Below are 16,862 nucleotides of genomic sequence, written 5' to 3' on the forward strand. Positions count from 1 at the left end.
TCCGCCGCGGCCGGGGCGATCGGGCAGATCACCGAGGTCATCGCCCGCATCGACGCCCTGCAGTCCACCATCGCCGCCGCGGTGGAGGAGCAGTCCGCCACCACGTCCGAGATGGTGCGCAACGTCACCGAGGTCTCCACCGGCAGCCAGGAGATCGCCGCGAACGTCTCCGGTCTCGCGGACGCCGCCACCCGCACGACCAGCAGCGCCACCCGCACCGCCTCGGCGGCCGAGGAGGTCCGCGGCGCCGCCGACGACCTGCAGCAGCTGGTGGGCACCTTCCGCTGCTGAAGCACCGCCGCACCACCGCCGCGGGCGCCGGAGCTCAACCACGGCGCCCGCGGACCCGATGACCCGGGGGTGACCCCTCCCGCCCGGCTGCACGGCGCGGTCGTCCCGGCCGGGTTCGCCCTGCTGAACGTCCTCGCCGTGCTGCTCGGGCGGGCCTCGGTCCCCCAGGGGGCCGCGGTGGCCGTGCTGTGGCCCGCGGCGGGCGTCGGGTTCGTCTGGCTGGCGCGGTCCTGGCGCGACCCGCGCGCCCGCCGGCGGGACGCGGGCCTCCTGCTCGCCTCGGGCGCGGCGGCGCAACTGGGGAGCGGTCAGGAGGCGGCGGCGGCACTGCTGATGGCCGCGTCGGCTGCCGTGCAGGCCCTCACGGCCTGCGGGGTGCACCACCGCCTGCAGCCGCGGGGTTTCCGGCTGCGCAGCCCCCGGGACGTGTGGGTCCTGCTGCTCGCCGCGACCACCGGTGCCCTGGCCGGCGCAGCCGTGGGGGTCCCCGCCGCCACGCTCGCCCTGGGCGCCGAGCCCGTCACCGCCCTGCTGGGCTGGTCGGTGCGCCACACCGCGAGCACCCTGCTGGTGTCGGTGCTGTGGCTGCGCGCCGGCGACCGGCAGCGCACCGCGGTGGGCTCCGAAGCCGGCCGCGCCGAGGTGCTGCTGGTCGCCGCCGCTGCCGGCACGTTCTTCGGCTGGCTGTTCACGCAACCGTTCAGCCTGCCGCTGGCGTTCCTGCTGGCGCCGGTGTCCGTGTGGGTCGGCCTGCGGCTGTCCTCCACCGCGGCCCTGTGGACGACGGTGCTGGGCGACGTGGCCATGGTCCTGTTCCCGGGAGCGGGCGTCTTCCAGACACTGCCCGGCCCGCGCGCCGTCCTCTTCTCGCAACTGCTGGCGATCGTGCTCGTCGTCGTCGTCGCACCCCTGGTGCTGCACCGCGAGGAGCGCGACCGCCTCGACGCCGAGGTGCGCGCCGTGCACCGCCGGGCGGCGTCCGCGCTGGAGCACCAGGCCCACCACGACGCGCTGACGGGGCTGCCCAACCGGCTGCTGCTGCGCGAGCGGCTGGAGGAGGCGGTCGCCACCGGCACCGCGGGGGTCCTGTACTGCGACCTCGACGGCTTCAAGGACGTCAACGACACCGCCGGGCACGGCGCCGGCGACGACGTGCTGCGTGAGGTCGCCGTCCGCTTCGGCGCCTGCCTGCGTCCGGGCGACACCCTGGCGCGCCTGGGCGGTGACGAGTTCGCCGTCCTGTGCCCGGTGGCCGGCGGGCGGGACTCGCTGCGCGGCATCGGGGAACGCCTGGTCGCGGCGCTGCGCGACCCGGTCGACGTGGCCGCGGGCACCTTCGCCGTCGGCGTGAGCGTCGGCGCCGCCGTCGCCGGGCCCGGTGGCAGCCCCGCCGAGCGCGCCGAGCGGCTCCTGGCCGCCGCCGACGCGGCCATGTACGCGGCCATGTACGCGGCCAAGCGCGCCGGCAAGCACCGCGTGCACGTGCACGCCGAACCGGCGCGGCTGCCGCGCCAGGCGGGCGGTCAGGCGGGCGAGCCGCCCCCGTCGCCGCCGGGGCCGCCGCCCTCCGGGGGCACCCGGCAGTAGCGCTCCACGACCAGACCGGCGACCAGCAGCAGGGCGGAGACCAGCAGGTCGGCGAGCGCGACGAGGAACTGCTCGCGGCGCGCCGCGATCTCCAGCGTGGGCAGGTAGTGCACGGCGAACCCCGCCGACACGCCCGTGAACAGGGCACCGGCCACCGAGGCCGCCTTCGCCAGCACCGCGGTGCGCGCCGCGCGCAGCGCGTCGATGCGGCGGGTGCGGTCGCCGCGCACCCACTGGCGCACCGGCCAGCCCACCCCGAACACCGCCACCGCCAGCAGCGTCAGCGTCAGGACCGTGCGCCACAGCAGCTGCGGCTCGGCGGCGCCGGTGGCCGTCCAGGCCCGCAGCCCCGACCACGTCAGCACCGCGGCGAGGAAGCCGACGGCCAGCAGCACCCCGGGGCGGGTGGGCCTCACGAGCCCTCCCCCGCCAGGCGGGCCAGCAGTTCGCGCACCGGGCCGCCGTGCGGGCCCGGCAGGACCGCGTCCGGGTCCACCTGCGCCCAGGGCCCGAGCACGAAGGTGCGCTCGTGCGCGCGCGGGTGCGGCAGCACCAGGTCCGGCTCCTCCAGCACGAGGTCGCCGTGCGCGACGACGTCCACGTCGATGGGTCGCGGGCCGCCGGGGACCTTCACCGAGCGGTCGAGCCCGCCGCGGCGCTCCACGTCGTGGCACAGGGCCAGCAGCTCCCGCGGCGCCAGCGCGGTGCGGCCGAGCACGACGAGGTTGAGGAAGTCGGGCTGATCGCGCACCGGGCCGACGGGCTCGCTCGCCAGCGGTTCGGAGACGGCGTCCACGTGGAGGCCGTCCGCGGCGCGCAGGGCCGCCACCGCCGCGGCCAGCGCCGCGGCCCGGTCCCCCAGGTTCGCGCCCAGCGACAGCACCACGGGCAGCGGGCCGCTCCCGTCCCCGGCGGCGCTCACGCCCGCACCCGCCGCACGGCCACCTCGACGTCGTCGAACGGCACGCTCAGCGGCGCCTGCGGCTTGTGCACGACGACGTCCACGGCCGCGACCCGCGGCGAGCGCGCCAGGCAGACCGCCGCGACCCGCTCGGCCAGCGTCTCCAGCAGCGCGACGGGCTCACCGGTCAGCACGGTCACCAGCTCCTCGGCGAGCGCGCCGTAGTCGACGGTGGCGGTCAGGTCGTCACCCGCGGCGGCCTCGGCGACGTCCAGGTGCAGCGCGACGTCCAGCGCGAACGCCTGCCCGTCGCGGCGCTCGGCCTCGAAGACGCCGTGCCGGCCCACGGCGCGCAGGCCGCGCAGCACGACGCGGTCCAGCACCCGGCCGTCCGCCGCCCGCACGGGCCCGGCGGCGTCCAGCGAGCTCACGGCACCCCCGCGCCGGCGACGGCGCCCTCGGGCGCGCCGGCGAGGGCCCACGCCCGCGCGACCCGCACGGCCGCCGCGGAGGCCGCCGCCTCGTGCACCCGCACGCCCCACGCGCCCGCGGCCGCGGCCAGCGCGGACACCGCGGCGGTGGCGTCGTCGCGGGCGGCGGGCGGCGGGACGGGGCCGTCGCCGGCGAGCAGCGCGCCCAGGAACCGCTTGCGGGAGGCGCCCACCAGCAGCGGGCGGCCCAGCCGGGCCAGCCGCGGCAGCGCCGCCAGCAGCGCCCAGTCGTGCTCGGCGACCTTCGCGAAGCCCAGGCCCGGGTCCAGCACGACGCGGGCCGGGTCCACACCGGCGGCGGCGACCGCGTCCAGGCGCCGCGCCAGCTCGGCCTCCACCTCGGCGACGACGTCGCCGTAGACGGCCAGGGAGGTCATGACGTCGGAGTGCCCGCGCCAGTGCGAGAGCACGTACCCGGCGCCCAGCTCCGCGACGGTCGCGGCCGTCGCCGGGTCGGCCAGGCCGCCGGAGACGTCGTTGACGAGGACCGCGCCGGCCTCGACGGCGGCGCGGGCGACGTCGGCGCGCATGGTGTCGACGCTGACCGGCACGCCGCGGGCGGCCAGCTCGCGCACCACCGGCACGACGCGGCGCAGCTCCTCACCCGCCTCGACGCGCCCCGCGCCGGGTCGGGTGGACTCCCCGCCCACGTCCACGACGTCGGCCCCGGCGGCGGCCAGCGCCAGGCCGCGGGCGACGGCGTCGTCCACGGCGAGGAAGCGCCCGCCGTCGGAGAAGGAGTCGGCGGTGACGTTGACGACGCCCACGACGCGGCAGCGGCCGGGCGCCAGCAGCGCGTCCAGCGCACCCGGCCCCGTCGGCACCGCGCTCACCGGTGCCCCGCCACGATGAGGCTCATCGCCTCCGCGCGCGTCGCGGGGTGGCGCAGGCCGCCGCGCACCGCGGAGGTGACCGTCTTCGCGCCCGGCTTGCGCACGCCCCGGTACGTCATGCAGGAGTGCTCGCACTCCACGACGACGATGACGCCGCGCGGGTGCAGCCCGTCCACGAGGGCGTCGGCGATCTGCGTGGTCAGCCGCTCCTGCAGCTGCGGGCGGCGGGCGTACACGTCCACCAGGCGGGCCAGCTTCGACAGGCCCGTCACCCGGCCGTGCTCGCCGGGGATGTAGCCGACGTGCGCGACGCCGTGGAAGGGCAGCAGGTGGTGCTCGCAGGTGGACTGCAGCTCGATGTCCTTCACCAGGACCAGCTCGTCGTGCTCCAGGCCGAAGTCGGTGACCAGCACGTCGGCCGGTTCCTGCGACAGGCCGGCGAACAGCTCCCCCGCGGCCCGCGCCACGCGCGCCGGGGTGTCGCGCAGGCCCTCGCGGTCCGGGTCCTCGCCGATGGCGAGGAGGAACTCCCGGACCGCGGCCTCGGCGCGCGCGGCGTCGACGCCCGCGCGCGCCGGAGGGCCGGCGGGGGTGGTGGTGCCGCCGGTCACGGCTCCTCGTGGGTCCGGTTCAGCGGGACCTGGGCGCCGTGGCCGTTGAGGGCGGCGCGCTCGCGCGGGCCGGCCACCGGGGGGAGGTCGGACACGTGGCGGCGCTCGCTGGACAGCCACACCGGGCGCTGCGGGCGCTTGACGACGGGCGCGAAGATCTCGGCCAGCTCGGCCTGGTTGAGGGTCTCCTTGTCCAGCAGGGCGACGACGAGGTCGTCCAGGACCTGGCGGTGCTCCACGAGGATCTCCCACGCCTCGTCGTGGGCGGCCTCGATGAGGCGGCGGACCTCCTCGTCGACGATGCCGGCGACGCCCTCGGAGTAGTCGCGCTCGTGGCCCATGTCGCGGCCGAGGAACACCTCGCCGCCGCTGCTGCCGAGCTTGATCGCGCCGATGCGCTCGCTCATGCCGAACTGGGTGACCATCTTGCGGGCCATCCCGGTGGCCTTCTCGATGTCGTTCGAGGCGCCCGTCGTCGGGTCGTGGAAGACGAGCTCCTCGGCGACGCGACCGCCCAGGGCGTACGCGAGCTGGTCGAGGATCTCGTTGCGGGAGGTGGAGTACTTGTCCTCCGTCGGCAGCACCATCGTGTAGCCGAGGGCCCGCCCGCGCGGCAGGATCGTCACCTTCGTCACCGGGTCGGTGTTCGGCAGCGCCGCGGCCACCAGCGCGTGACCACCCTCGTGGTACGCGGTGACCCGCAGCTCCTTCTCGCTCATCCGGCGGGTGCGCTTCTGCGGACCGGCCATGACGCGGTCGATGGCCTCGTCGAGGGCGGCGTTGTCGATGACCTGCGCGTCGGCGCGGGCCGTCAGCAGCGCTGCCTCGTTGAGGACGTTGGCCAGGTCGGCGCCCGAGAAGCCCGGGGTGCGGCGCGCCACGGCCAGCAGGTCGATGTCCGGCGACAGCGGCTTGCCCTTGCCGTGCACCTTCAGGATCTCGTGGCGGCCCTCCATGTCGGGGGCCTCCACCGCGATCTGGCGGTCGAAGCGGCCGGGGCGCAGCAGGGCCGGGTCGAGGATGTCGGGGCGGTTCGTGGCGGCGATGAGGATGACGTTCGTCTTGACGTCGAAGCCGTCCATCTCGACGAGCAGCTGGTTCAGGGTCTGCTCGCGCTCGTCGTGACCGCCGCCCATGCCGGCACCGCGGTGGCGGCCGACGGCGTCGATCTCGTCGACGAAGATGATCGCCGGGGCGTTCTGCTTGGCCTGCTCGAACAGGTCGCGCACGCGGGAGGCGCCGACGCCGACGAACATCTCCACGAAGTCCGAGCCGGAGATCGAGTAGAACGGCACGCCCGCCTCGCCCGCGACGGCGCGGGCCAGCAGGGTCTTGCCGGTGCCGGGCGGGCCGTACAGCAGCACGCCCTTGGGGATCTTCGCGCCCACGGCCTGGAACTTGCCGGGCTCGGAGAGGAACTCCTTGATCTCGTACAGCTCCTCGACGGCCTCGTCGGCGCCGGCGACGTCCGCGAAGGTCGTCTTCGGGGTGTCCTTGGTCATCATCTTGGCCTTGGACTTGCCGAACTGCATGACCCGGCTGCCGCCACCCTGCATCTGGCTCATCAGCCACCAGAACAGCAGCAGGAGCAGCAGGATCGGGCCGACCGTGAACAGCAGGGAGGACAGGATGCTCGTGGTCGGCACCTCGTCGGTGACGCTCTCGACGTCCGAGTCCTCCAGCGCCGCCAGCACCTCGTCACCGCGCTGGGAGATGTAGTACGACCGCACGGTGGTCGCGCCGTCGACGTCCACGCCCTCCTTCAAGCGCAGCTCGATGCGCTGGTTGCCGTCGGTGAGGGTGGCGCTCTCGACCTGGTCGCCGTCGATGAGCTCCAGGGCGCGGGTGGTGGACACCTCGGTGGTGCCGCTGGAGGCGAAGAAGGACGCGCCGATCGCCACGACCGCGACGGCCACCACGATCCAGAGCCACGGGCCGCGGACTACACGCTTGAGGTTCGACATCTGTGGAAGGGGACGCCCCCTGTCCCTCCTGCTCGGTCCTGCCGGACGCTCGACGGTACACCGCGGCGCCGACGCGCCGCTCCGGCCACCGACCGCCCGGTTCTCAGGGGGACCAACGGGTGGCGGCGGGCTGCTGTTCCGGTCGTCTCCCGCGGGTTCGCCGTGAGCGGAAGGGGGGAGGCGCGGCGCACACCCTCGCCGACGAGGACGCCCGCGTGACGCGTGCACGGGGCGGCGCCCGCACCCCGTCGACACCCCGATCGGTGAGCCCCCGTCGGTGACGTCCGGTCGACACCGGAGCTCCGTGGGCAGAGGCGGCCGACCGCGACCGCCACGCCCACCCGGACCCCGCGCGCTCCCCCGTCGCGCCGGCCCCGACGCTCCCCGCGAGGACGGTGGGGACCGGCGCGCGCCTCAGCTGTAGACGTGGGGGGCGAGCGTGGCGACGCAGTCGAGGTTGCGGTACTTGTCCGCGAAGTCCAGGCCGTAGCCGACGACGAACTCGTTGGGGATGTCGAAGCCCACGTAGGCGACGTCCACCTGCACCTTCGCCGCGTCCGGCTTGCGCAGCAGCGTGCACACCCGCACCGACGCCGGCTCGCGCGAGCCGAGGTTCGCCAGCAGCCACGACAGGGTCAGGCCCGAGTCGATGATGTCCTCCACCACGAGGACGTGGCGGCCGGAGATGTCGGTGTCGAGGTCCTTCAGGATGCGCACGACGCCGGAGGACTTCGTGCCCGAGCCGTAGGAGCTGACGGCCATGAAGTCCATCGACAGCGGGATGCTCATGGCCCGCGCCAGGTCCGCCATGACCATGACGGCACCCTTGAGGACGCCGACGAGCAGCACGTCCTTGTCCCGGTACTCCTCGTCCAGCTGAGCGGCGAGCTCGGCCACGCGGGCGGCCACCTGCTCCCGGCTGAGCAGGACGTGGTCGAGGTCGGTGCCTGCGGCGGCGGCGTCCACGGGGTCCTCCGTGCGGTCGGTTCGTCGGGGCTCGCTGCGGGGGCTCGCTGCGGGGGTCCGCTGCGGGGGCTCAGCCGGTGGGGTCCCCACCCGCGGGCGTGAGCACGAGCCTGCCACACGCCCGGTGCGCCCTCGCACCCCCCGGCAGGTGCACGGGGCCCTGCCCGCGCCAGCGCAGCAGCAGCGCGTCGACGGCGTCGACGTGCCGCACCGCCAGCGCCCCGGCGGGGCACCCGGCCGCCAGCGCCCCGGAACGCAGCCAGCGCCGCCGCAGCGCCGCCGGCGCCGCCAGCAGCTCGGCGACCGCCGCGGAGCTGCCGGCGGCGTCGGCGCGGAACGGGTCCCCCTGCGCGGCCAGCTCGTCGAGGGCGTCGGCGTCCTCGCGCAGCGCCGCCGCGGAGCGGGCCAGCGCGGCCGCCACCCCCGGCCCCAGCGCCGCCTCCAGCGCAGGCAGCGCGTCGTGGCGGGCGCGGGCGCGCGCCAGGCGCCGGTCGGCGTTGGACGGGTCCTCCCACGGCGCCAGCCCGTGCGCCGCGCAGGCGGCGCGCACCACGGCCCGCCCCACCCCCAGCAGCGGCCGGCGGAGCACCCCGCGCACCGCCGGCATCCCCGCCAGGCTGCGGGCGCCCGAGCCGCGCGCCAGCCCCAGCAGGACCGTCTCGGCCTGGTCGTCCAGGGTGTGCCCCAGCAGCACCGCGACGGCCCCCGCGTCCGCCGCCAGGCGCTCCAGGGCGGCGTACCGGGCGGTGCGGGCGGCGGCCTCGGGACCACCCGAGCGGCCGACGGCCACCCGGGTGAGGAGCACCGGGTCCAGGCCGAGCTCCCCGGCGCACGTCTCGCGCACCCGCTGCGCCACGGACGCGGAGGCCGGGTGCAGGCCGTGGTCGACGGTCACCGCCCCGGCGCGCAGCCCGGCGCGCGGGGCCTCGAAGGCCACCGCCGCCGCCAGCGCCAGCGAGTCCGCGCCGCCGCTGCACGCCACCAGCACCAGCGCCCCCGGCGCGGCGCCCAGCGCGCGCAGGTCCGCGCGCACCGCCACCCGCACCGCGGCCACCTCCCGCGGCGGCCCGGTCACCGGTGCGCGCGCCTCAGCCGTGCACCCGGCGCACCCACGCCCCCGGGTCGGCGACCTCCTCCGGGGACGGCAGGCTGCCGGGGCCGGACCACACGACGTTCAGGCCGTCCCAGCCGACCTCGCGCAGCACCCCGCGCACGAAGCGGGCGCCGTCGGCGTACTGGCGGGTCTTCGCGTCCAGGCCCAGCAGGCGGCGGACGACCTGGTCCAGCGACCCGCGCCCGCGCCGGCGCTCGGTGAAGCGCGCGCGGATCGTCGCCACGGTGGGCACCACCTGCGGGCCGACGTCGTCCATGACGACGTCGGCGTGCCCCTCCAGCAGCGACATGACCGCCACCAGGCGCCGCACCCGCTCCCGCTGCCCCGGCGTCTGCAGCAGGTCCGCGACGCCCGCGCCCGAGCCCTGCTCGCCGCGCAGCAGGTCCGGCAGGCCGCGCACCACGCCGCCGAACCGCTCGGCGAGGTCGCGGGGCTGGGCCAGCAGGTCCGCGGACAGCTCGCGCGCCTGGTCGGTCACCCAGCGGCGCAGCCACGGGTTCGCGCCGAACTGCAGCCGGTGCGCCTCCTCGTGCAGGCACACCCAGCGGCGGAAGTCGGCGGGCACCACCCGCAGGTCGCGCTCGGTCTGCAGCACGTTCGGGGCCACCAGCAGCAGCCGCCCGGGACCGCCGGAGTCGACGCCGGAGAAGACGTCGAACTGCCCCAGCACCCGCGAGGACAGGAACGCCAGCAGGGTGCCCACCTCCCCGCCCGTGGTGCGCCGGCCGACGGCGGTGGCGGCGCGGTCGGCGCGCCCGCCGGGGCGCGCGGTGCGGCCCGCCGGGGGCAGCGGCACCACGACCGGCTCCAGCAGGGCGCGGAACGCCTCCACGTTGGCGCGCGCCCACGAGGCCCGGTCCACCACGAGGGCCGGGGGCTCGGGGGCCAGGGCGGGGTCGCGGTGCAGGCGCGCGGTGGCGGAGACGGGCCCGGCGGCCTCGGCGGCGGCCTCGCGCAGCGCACCGACGACGTCGGCGACCTCCTCGCGCCCGGCGGCCGGCCCCGGCGGCACCAGGCGGGCGGCCAGCCGCGCGCCCAGGTCGAAGTCCACGAACGCCCCCACGGTGCGCTCCTCGGAGCGCCCGGTGCTGCGGCTGCGCTGCGCGCTGTCGGCGTGAGGGCCCCCCGGTGCGTCCATGGCGGCACGCTACGCGCCGCACCCGGCGGTGCACCCGGCGCGGTGGGGCTGCGCCGCACGGGGGTGCGGGAGGAGTCAGGAGCAGCCGCAGCCGGCGAGCGCGGTGGCGAACGCGTCCTCGGCGGCGCGCGCACCCCACCCGGCGCCCGCGGGCACCGCGTCGGCGAGCACCGCGAAGGCCAGGGGGCGCCCGTCGGCGTCGCGCACGTACCCCGCCAGGGAGCTGACCCCGGTGAGGGTGCCGGTCTTGGCGCGCACCACGCCCGCCCCGGCGGCGGCCGCCCCGCCGTAGCGCTCGGCGAGGGTGCCGGTCACGGCCGCGACGGGCAGGCCGCTGACCAGCGCGGACAGCTCCGGGTGCGTGTCGGCGGCGGCCAGCACCAGCAGGTCGGTGAGCACCCGCGCGGGCAGCCGGTTGCCGTGCCCCAGCCCGCTGACGCCCTGCAGCTGCACGCCGGTGACGTCCACGCCGAGGTCGGCGACGGCCTGCGTGACGGCGGCCGCCGCGTCCTCGAAGGTGCCGGGGCGGCCGCCGGCCAGCGCCACCCGGCGGCCCAGCACCTCGGCGAGGGTGTTGTCGCTGGCCGTGAGCACCAGCTCGACCAGCTGGGCGGTGGTGGCGGACTCCACCCGGGCCAGCACGGGCGCGGCGGGGTCGGCCGCGGCGCGCGCCACACCGCCGTCGACGTCGGCGGGGGCGAGCGCGACGCCGCGCTCGGCGAGCAGCCGCGCGAAGGTGCGCGCCGCCTCCAGCGCCGGGTCGGCCGCGCGCGGCGCGTCCCGCCCGGGGACGAGGCGGCCCTCGTCCACGGCGAGGGGCGCGATCGGGGCGACGTACCCGGCGGCGACGTCCCCGGCGCCCCAGACCGGCGAGGCGGGCGGGCCGGTGAACAGGCCGTCGTCCAGCCGCACCGCGACGGTGGTGCGGCCCGCCTCGCGCAGGGCGCTCGCGGTGGCGTCGGCGAGGTCGGCCAGGCCGGCGCGCCCGGCGACGACGCCGGGGTCGCCGGCACCGGCGCTCAGCAGCACGTCGCCACCGGCGACGAGCACCACCTCGTCGGGCGAGGTGCCCTCGACCACGGTGGTCGCGGCGCGGGAGGCGGGTCCCAGCACGTGCAGGGCGGCGGCGGCGGTCAGCAGCTTGGTGGTGGACGCGGGGGTGCGGGGCACGTCCGCGGCGCGCGACAGCAGCACCTCGCCGGTGAGGGCGTCGGCGACGAGCGCGGAGGGGGCGGGCCCCAGCGCGGGGTCGGCCAGCGCGGCGGCCACCCGCTGCTGCAGCACCGCCGGGTCCGGGACGGGGGCGCCGGCGGCCGGCGGGGCCAGCACGGGCGCGGCGCCGGCGGCGGGGACGGCGGCGGCCGGGGCGGTCGGCAGCACCGGCGCGGTCGGCGGCGGCGTGGTGGTCAGCGGGCCGGGCACGGCGCCGGCGACGTCCAGCCCGGCGTAGCCGCCGGCGAGGAGGACGGCGGTGGCCGCACCGGCCACCCCCACCACGGCTCTGCGCACCAGGCCCCCACCCGTCGTCCCGACACGCCCGGTCCACCGCCGGGCACCACCCGTCCGCAGCGGCACGGGGACTGCGCGACACTAGCGCGGACCGCCGGGCGCCGGACGTGGCGCCGGCCGACGAGGACGGGGTCGCGCGACCCCGGCGAGAGGAGCAGCGTGACCAGCGAGACCAGCACGCCGATCGAGTTCGACGCGACCATCGAGATCCCCAAGGGTCAGCGCAACAAGTACGAGGTCGACCATGAGACCGGGCGGATCCGCCTGGACCGCATGCTGTTCACCTCCACGCGCTACCCGCACGACTACGGGTTCATCGAGGGCACGCTGGGCGAGGACGGCGACCCGCTGGACGTCCTCGTGCTGCTCGACGAGCCGACGTTCCCCGGTTGCCTCATCACCTGCCGCGCGATCGGCATGTTCCACATGCGCGACGAGGCCGGTGGCGACGACAAGGTCCTCGCGGTCGTCGCGGGCGACCCGCGCTGGGAGAAGGTGCAGGACCTCTCGGACGTCAGCGACTTCGACCGCCTGGAGATCCAGCACTTCTTCGAGACCTACAAGGACCTCGAGCCGGGCAAGTCCGTGGAGGGCGCCAACTGGGCCGGCCGCGCGGAGGCCGAGAAGGAGATCCAGGCGTCGTACGAGCGCGCCAAGGGCACCTCGTACGAGGCCGGCGCCGGCGGCCACTGACCCCCTCCCCCCGGGCGGCGCGCCGCCCGGGGGCGGTCAGCCCGGGCGGGTGCCGTGCGGCAGCAGCCCGGAGCGGTAGATCGAGGCGGTGCGCACGACGGCCCCGGTGTGCGGGGCCTCCACCATGCGACCGGGCGAGACCACCAGGCCGACGTGGTGGACCGTGGACGGGTCCGAGGTGTCGGTGGCGTAGAAGACGAGGTCCCCCGCGCGCAGCTCGGCCAGCGGCACCTTCGCCCGACCGGAGCACTGCAGGCGCGAGGAGTGCGGCAACCGCACCCCGGCGGCCTCCCAGGCGCGCAGCGTCAGCCCGGAGCAGTCGAAGGCGTCGGGGCCCTCGCCGCCCCACCGGTAGGGGGCGCCGAGCTGCGCGAGGGCCCAGGCGACGGCGGTGTCCGCCCCGGGGGTGGGCCCGGGGGCCGGCGCGGGTGCCGCGCCGGACGGGGCGGCGGCCCCGACCTCGCTGCGCACGGCGGCCTCGCGCCGCGCCTCCTCCTCGGCCGCCAGGCCGGCCTGGCGCTCGCGCTCCAGCTCCACGGACGTGCTCCGCAGCCGGGCCAGCTCGGCGATGAGCTCCTCGCTGCGGGCGCGGGTGGCGGCGACGAGGGCCTCCGCCCCGCTGGCAGCGGCCTCGGCGGCCGCGCGGGCAGCGGCGGCGGCGTCGGTGGCCCGCTGCTGGGCGGCGGCGGCGTCGTCGGCGGCGGCGCGGGCGTCCTCGGCGCGCCGGTGGGCCTCGGCGGCGGTGGCGACGGCCTCGTCCCGGGAGCCGGTGACGCGGGACAGGGTGGCGGTGCGCTCCGCGAGGTCCTGCGGCGAGCGCGCCGCCAGCAGGGAGGCCAGCGGGCCCAGGTCCCCGGCGCTGCTGCGGTAGCTGCGGGAGGCGAAGCGCCCCAGCGCCAGGCGCGCCTCGGCCAGCGAGGTGCCGGCGGCCGCGGCGGCGTCCGAGGCGCTCGCGGCCGCGGCGGCCCGCTGCCGCAGGAGGGCGGTGGCCTCGGCGTGGTCCTCGACGGCCACGGACACCCGCACGTGGGCGGCCTCGAGCTCGGCCTGCTGGGCGGTCAGCTCGGCCTGCAGGGCGGCGACGCGGCCGGCGGCGGCGTCGGCGGCCCGGCGGGCGGCGTCCACGTCCTCCCCGCTGGGGACGGGAGCGGCGGCGGCGGGCGCGGCGGCCAGCAGGGGCAGGGCGCCCGCGGCGGCCAGCAGGAGCGCCCGGCGGCTGGTGCGTTCAGCCACGACCGGCGCCTCCCGCCGCTGCGTCACCGTCCGCTGCCAGTGGTGTCACAGCACGCACGCTAACGAGGAACCGCCCCGGGGGGAACACCCGAGCGGCTCCACGGGGACGCACCCGCACGGGTGCGCGGCTCGCCGACGGAGCCGGGTCGCGGGGCCCGGAGCGTACGATCGACCGCTGGACCGCGGGCCCCGCCCGCGCGAGGTGGCGACGGAGGACGGGGAGGAGCTGCCGTTGAGCGAGCTCATGCAGATCGGCGAGGTGGCCGAGCGCGTCGGCTACAGCTTCCGCACCATCCGGTACTACGACGAGATGGGCCTGGTCACCCCGTCGGCGCGCACCCCGGGCGGCTTCCGCCTGTACACCGAGCTGGACGTGTACCGGCTCCTGGTCCTCAAGCGCATGAAGCCGCTGGACTTCTCCCTCGACGAGATGCGCGAGCTGCTCGGCATCCTCGACGCACTCGACGGCCGGGTGCCCTCCGAGACCCCCCGCGAGGAGCTGTTCGACCAGCTCGACACCTTCCGCGCCGCCGCCGACGCCCGCGTGGAGAAGCTGCGCGACAAGCTCACGATGGCCGAGGAGTTCGCGCAGCGGCTGCGCGACGAGGCCGCCGGGCGCAGCGACGGCAGCTCCCCCGCCCCCGAGGCGCCGGTGCTGCGCGAGGACGCCGCGGCGGGCTGACCGGGTCCACCGGTCAGCCGATCAGCCGGTCAGCCGGTCAGCCGGTCAGCCGGTCAGCCCGCGAAGGGCAGCACCGGCAGGCCCCGCACCCCCGGCACGTACCGGAAGAGGCTGCCCGCGGCCGGGTCGTCGTCGTCCGCGAGGTTCTCGCGCGACGTGGTGATGAAGAGCTCGTCGAGGTCGGCGCCGCCGAACGTGCACGCCGTCACCTGCCGCGCACCGACCTCCACCACGGCGTCCAGCGTGCCGTCCGGGGCGTAGCGGCGCACCGACGAGCCGCCGAACAGGGCCGTCCACACCCCTCCCTCGGCGTCCACGCACAGCCCGTCGGGGTTGAAGCGGCCGGACTCGTCGTTGACCTGCGCGAACGGGCGGCGGTTCGTCAGCCCGGCGTCGCGGTCGTAGTCGAAGACGTCGGTGCGGCCGGTGGGGGTGTCGTTGTAGTAGGCCAGCGTCCCGTCGGGGCTGAAGCCCAGGCCGTTGGAGATGGTCACCCCCGTCAGCACCGTGCGCACCGACCCGTCGGGGTCGAGGCGGAACACCGAGCCGCGGCCCTCGCCCGCGCCGCCGGACTGCTCGTACGCCATCGACCCGGCGTAGAAGCGCCCGTCGGGGTCGCAGCCGCCCTCGTTCATCCGCAGCCCGGCGTCGGCGCCCCACAGCTCCGGCAGCGGCGTCAGGGAGCCGTCGGCGTCCTCCAGCACGAACCCGCGCTCGACCGCCACGACGGCGCCGCCGCCGGTGCGCGGGCGCACGATCGCCGCGACGTCGCCGTGGTGGCGGCGCGTCAGCTCCCCGGAGGGGGCCAGGGTCAGCACGTCGCCGGCCAGCATGTCGACGAAGCGCAGCCCGCCCCAGGAGGCGGACCAGCACGGCCCCTCGCCGTGGTAGACGACACGGTCGGTGATGCGTTCCGCTGCAGCCACGCCCCGCACCCTAGGGCGCGACGCGTTCGCCCGCCCGGGTGGCCCCCGCTCCAGCGCGCGCCGCGCGGCGCCGACGAACCACCGTGCCCGCCTCCCGCACCGCCCCCGCCGTGGCCGTGCCGCGCGTGATGGGCTCGGCCGCGGGCGCCTTCTACCTCGCCGGCGGGACCGCCACGCTCGCCGTCGTCCTGGGCTCGCCGTTCCCGGACGCCGGCACGCGCCTGCAGCTCGGCGGGCTGGCGGTGACCGCCCTGCTGGCCGGGGTCGCGCTCGTCCTGCGCGGGCACGTGCTGCCGCGCGCCGCCTTCCACGGCGTCGCCGGGGCCGGCACGGCGCTCATCACGCTGGCCGTCCCGAAGTGCCCCACGATCGCCACGGCGCTGGCGATCTCGTCGGTCTACCTGTTCGTCGCCGTCTTCGTGCTCTTCTTCTGCACGTGGCGGCAGTCCGTGGTGCACCTGGTGCTGCTGGGCTGCGCCGGGTCGTGGGCCCTGTGCGACCGCCCCGGCCTGACGCCGGGGGTGGCGGTGTCGATGGGCGCCGTCCTGACCGTCATCTCCGTCGTCGTGGGGGCCCTCGTGCACCGCGCCTCCAGCGCCGAGCTGGACAGCCTCACCGGCCTGGCCAACCGTCGCGGCTTCGACGCCGCCCTCGACGGTGCGCTGGCCGAGGCGGCCCGCACGGGCACCCCGCTGTCCGCGGCCCTGCTGGACGTGGACCACTTCAAGCGCGTCAACGACCGCGCCGGGCACGCCGCCGGGGACGACCTGCTGCGCGCCCTGGCCGAGGAGTGCCGCGCGGTGCTGCCGCCGGGCGCGGTGCTCGCCCGCTACGGCGGCGACGAGTTCGCGGTGCTGCTGCCGGGCCTGGCCGGGCCCGCGGCCCTGGGAGCGGTGGAGCGGGTGCGCACCGCAACCAGCCGCGCGGACCTCTCGTGCGGCGTCGCCGAGCTGTTCCCCGGGGAGAGCGGCGCGGACCTGATGCGCCGCGCCGACAGCGCCCTGTACACGGCGAAGGCCGCCGGCCGCGGGCAGGCCCGCCTGCTCGACGACGCCTCGACGCTGCTGGCGCGCGACCTCGCCGAGGCGCTGGCCGACGGGGACGTGCGGGCCTGGTTCCAGCCGATCGTCGACCCCGCCCGCGGGGAGGTCGTCGGCGTGGAGGCCCTGGCCCGCTGGACGCACCCGGTGCGCGGGCCGGTGCCGCCGCTGGAGTTCGTGCACGCCGCCGAGAGCACCGGGCTGGTGCACGAGCTGGGGCCGGCGGTGCTCGCGGACGCGTGCCGCGGGGCGCTGGCGCTGCGCCGCGCGCAGGGCCGGGAGCTGCTGCTGACGGTGAACGTCTCCGGCCGGGAGCTGACGTGCCCGGTGTACCCGCAGCGGGTGCTGGAGGTGCTGGCGGACACCGGGTTCCCCGCCTCCTCGCTCGTCCTGGAGGTCACCGAGAGCGTCGTGGACGCCTCCTCGGGGGCCGCGCTGGCCGCCCTGCGCGAGCTGCGCGCCCACGGCATCGCGGTCGCGATCGACGACTTCGGGACCGGCTACTCGGCGTTCAGCCGCCTGGACACGCTGCCCGCGGACTACCTGAAGCTGGACTCCGGGTTCACCGCCGACATCACCACCTCGCCGCGCCGGGCGGGGATGCTGGAGGCCCTGCTGTCGCTGAGCGCGACGCTGGGGCTGCGGGTGATCGCCGAGGGCGTCGAGACGCCGGAGCAGGCCCGGCTGCTCACCGAGCTGGGCTGCCCGCTGGCGCAGGGCTGGTTGTTCGGCCGGCCGGTGCCGCCGGAGGAGCTGGCGCGGCGGCTGGGCGAGCGCGCGCCGCAGCGCACCGGCGCGGCCTGACCTCCGCAACCCGCCCCCCGCGGCGCCGCCCCGCAGCAGCACCTCACAGCGCCGCCGTCGGCAGGTACGCCAGCTCCGG

16 protein-coding genes and 1 pseudogene are annotated in these 16,862 nt (G+C 77.5%); 5 read left to right on the forward strand and 12 right to left on the reverse strand.

Annotated features, from left to right (window positions below):
* Together MN205_RS13220 and MN205_RS21945 are read left to right on the forward strand one after the other, a co-directional pair.
* A pseudogene (locus MN205_RS13220) lies at positions 1-291 on the forward strand (methyl-accepting chemotaxis protein); the annotation flags it as partial.
* 69 nt (positions 292-360) lie between these two features.
* A complete protein-coding gene (locus MN205_RS21945; RefSeq protein ID WP_308220279.1) occupies positions 361-1,878 on the forward strand; it encodes a GGDEF domain-containing protein in 1,518 nt (505 codons plus the stop codon).
* Here the strand turns inward: MN205_RS21945 and MN205_RS13230 are convergent.
* The 10 genes from MN205_RS13230 to dacB form a co-directional block, all read right to left on the reverse strand.
* The gene (locus MN205_RS13230) at positions 1,815-2,294 is read right to left on the reverse strand and encodes a DUF3180 domain-containing protein (RefSeq protein WP_242128024.1); all 480 of its coding nucleotides are present in this window, start codon (positions 2,292-2,294) and stop codon (positions 1,815-1,817) included. The genes MN205_RS21945 and MN205_RS13230 overlap by 64 nt on opposite strands.
* Positions 2,291-2,800 (reverse strand): 2-amino-4-hydroxy-6-hydroxymethyldihydropteridine diphosphokinase, encoded by a 510-nt coding sequence (gene folK / locus MN205_RS13235; RefSeq protein ID WP_242128026.1) that lies wholly within the window; start codon positions 2,798-2,800, stop codon positions 2,291-2,293. The genes MN205_RS13230 and folK overlap by 4 nt, the downstream gene beginning before the upstream one ends.
* Positions 2,797-3,210 carry a dihydroneopterin aldolase gene (folB, locus tag MN205_RS13240; RefSeq protein WP_242128027.1) on the reverse strand — a complete coding sequence of 138 codons (414 nt, stop codon included), beginning with the start codon at positions 3,208-3,210 and terminating at the stop codon, positions 2,797-2,799. The genes folK and folB overlap by 4 nt, the downstream gene beginning before the upstream one ends.
* Entirely contained in the window at positions 3,207-4,094 is an 888-nt protein-coding gene (folP, locus tag MN205_RS13245) for a dihydropteroate synthase (RefSeq protein ID WP_374115938.1), read from the reverse strand. Before folP ends, folB begins: the two co-directional genes overlap by 4 nt.
* A gap of 5 nt (positions 4,095-4,099) precedes the next feature.
* Positions 4,100-4,714, reverse strand: a complete 615-nt coding sequence (folE, locus tag MN205_RS13250; protein WP_242128032.1) for a GTP cyclohydrolase I FolE — start codon at positions 4,712-4,714, stop codon at positions 4,100-4,102.
* Entirely contained in the window at positions 4,711-6,678 is a 1,968-nt protein-coding gene (gene ftsH / locus MN205_RS13255) for an ATP-dependent zinc metalloprotease FtsH (protein WP_242128034.1), read from the reverse strand. The genes folE and ftsH overlap by 4 nt, the downstream gene beginning before the upstream one ends.
* Before the next feature lie 414 nt (positions 6,679-7,092).
* Positions 7,093-7,644, reverse strand: a complete 552-nt coding sequence (gene hpt, locus MN205_RS13260) for a hypoxanthine phosphoribosyltransferase (RefSeq protein ID WP_242128036.1) — start codon at positions 7,642-7,644, stop codon at positions 7,093-7,095.
* A 70-nt stretch (positions 7,645-7,714) separates the two neighbouring features.
* The gene (tilS, locus tag MN205_RS13265) at positions 7,715-8,719 is read right to left on the reverse strand and encodes a tRNA lysidine(34) synthetase TilS (protein ID WP_242128038.1); all 1,005 of its coding nucleotides are present in this window, start codon (positions 8,717-8,719) and stop codon (positions 7,715-7,717) included.
* 13 nt (positions 8,720-8,732) lie between these two features.
* A complete protein-coding gene (locus MN205_RS13270; protein WP_242128040.1) occupies positions 8,733-9,896 on the reverse strand; it encodes a zinc-dependent metalloprotease in 1,164 nt (387 codons plus the stop codon).
* Between the two features lie 75 nt (positions 9,897-9,971).
* A complete protein-coding gene (gene dacB, locus MN205_RS13275) occupies positions 9,972-11,405 on the reverse strand; it encodes a D-alanyl-D-alanine carboxypeptidase/D-alanyl-D-alanine-endopeptidase (RefSeq protein ID WP_242128042.1) in 1,434 nt (477 codons plus the stop codon).
* Between the two features lie 183 nt (positions 11,406-11,588).
* On the opposite strand from dacB, the gene MN205_RS13280 reads away from it, so the two are divergent.
* Positions 11,589-12,098 (forward strand): inorganic diphosphatase, encoded by a 510-nt coding sequence (locus MN205_RS13280; RefSeq protein ID WP_242128371.1) that lies wholly within the window; start codon positions 11,589-11,591, stop codon positions 12,096-12,098.
* 36 nt (positions 12,099-12,134) lie between these two features.
* On the opposite strand, the gene MN205_RS21950 is transcribed toward MN205_RS13280, so the two are convergent.
* Entirely contained in the window at positions 12,135-13,331 is a 1,197-nt protein-coding gene (locus MN205_RS21950; protein WP_308220280.1) for a C40 family peptidase, read from the reverse strand.
* 244 nt (positions 13,332-13,575) lie between these two features.
* On the opposite strand from MN205_RS21950, the gene MN205_RS13290 reads away from it, so the two are divergent.
* The gene (locus tag MN205_RS13290; RefSeq protein WP_374115939.1) at positions 13,576-14,013 is read left to right on the forward strand and encodes a MerR family transcriptional regulator; all 438 of its coding nucleotides are present in this window, start codon (positions 13,576-13,578) and stop codon (positions 14,011-14,013) included.
* 53 nt (positions 14,014-14,066) lie between these two features.
* On the opposite strand, the gene MN205_RS13295 is transcribed toward MN205_RS13290, so the two are convergent.
* Complete coding sequence (locus MN205_RS13295; RefSeq protein WP_242128046.1) at positions 14,067-14,939, reverse strand: SMP-30/gluconolactonase/LRE family protein; 873 nt, start codon at positions 14,937-14,939, stop codon at positions 14,067-14,069.
* Positions 14,940-15,022: 83 nt separating this feature from the next.
* Between MN205_RS13295 and MN205_RS13300 the strand changes: the two genes are divergently transcribed.
* Complete coding sequence (locus MN205_RS13300; RefSeq protein ID WP_242128048.1) at positions 15,023-16,783, forward strand: bifunctional diguanylate cyclase/phosphodiesterase; 1,761 nt, start codon at positions 15,023-15,025, stop codon at positions 16,781-16,783.
* Positions 16,784-16,862 lie beyond the last annotated feature (79 nt).

The organism is Kineococcus sp. TRM81007 (assembly GCF_022669155.1).
Taxonomy (GTDB): domain Bacteria; phylum Actinomycetota; class Actinomycetes; order Actinomycetales; family Kineococcaceae; genus Kineococcus.

Excerpts from the sequence above, each read along its gene's own strand:
- ftsH (WP_242128034.1), bottom strand. The coding sequence starts at position 6,678 with ATGTCGAACCTCAAGCGTGTAGTCCGCGGCCCGTGGCTCTGGATCGTG.
- MN205_RS13270 (WP_242128040.1), bottom strand. The coding sequence starts at position 9,896 with ATGGACGCACCGGGGGGCCCTCACGCCGACAGCGCGCAGCGCAGCCGC.
- MN205_RS13290 (WP_374115939.1), top strand. The coding sequence starts at position 13,576 with ATGCAGATCGGCGAGGTGGCCGAGCGCGTCGGCTACAGCTTCCGCACC.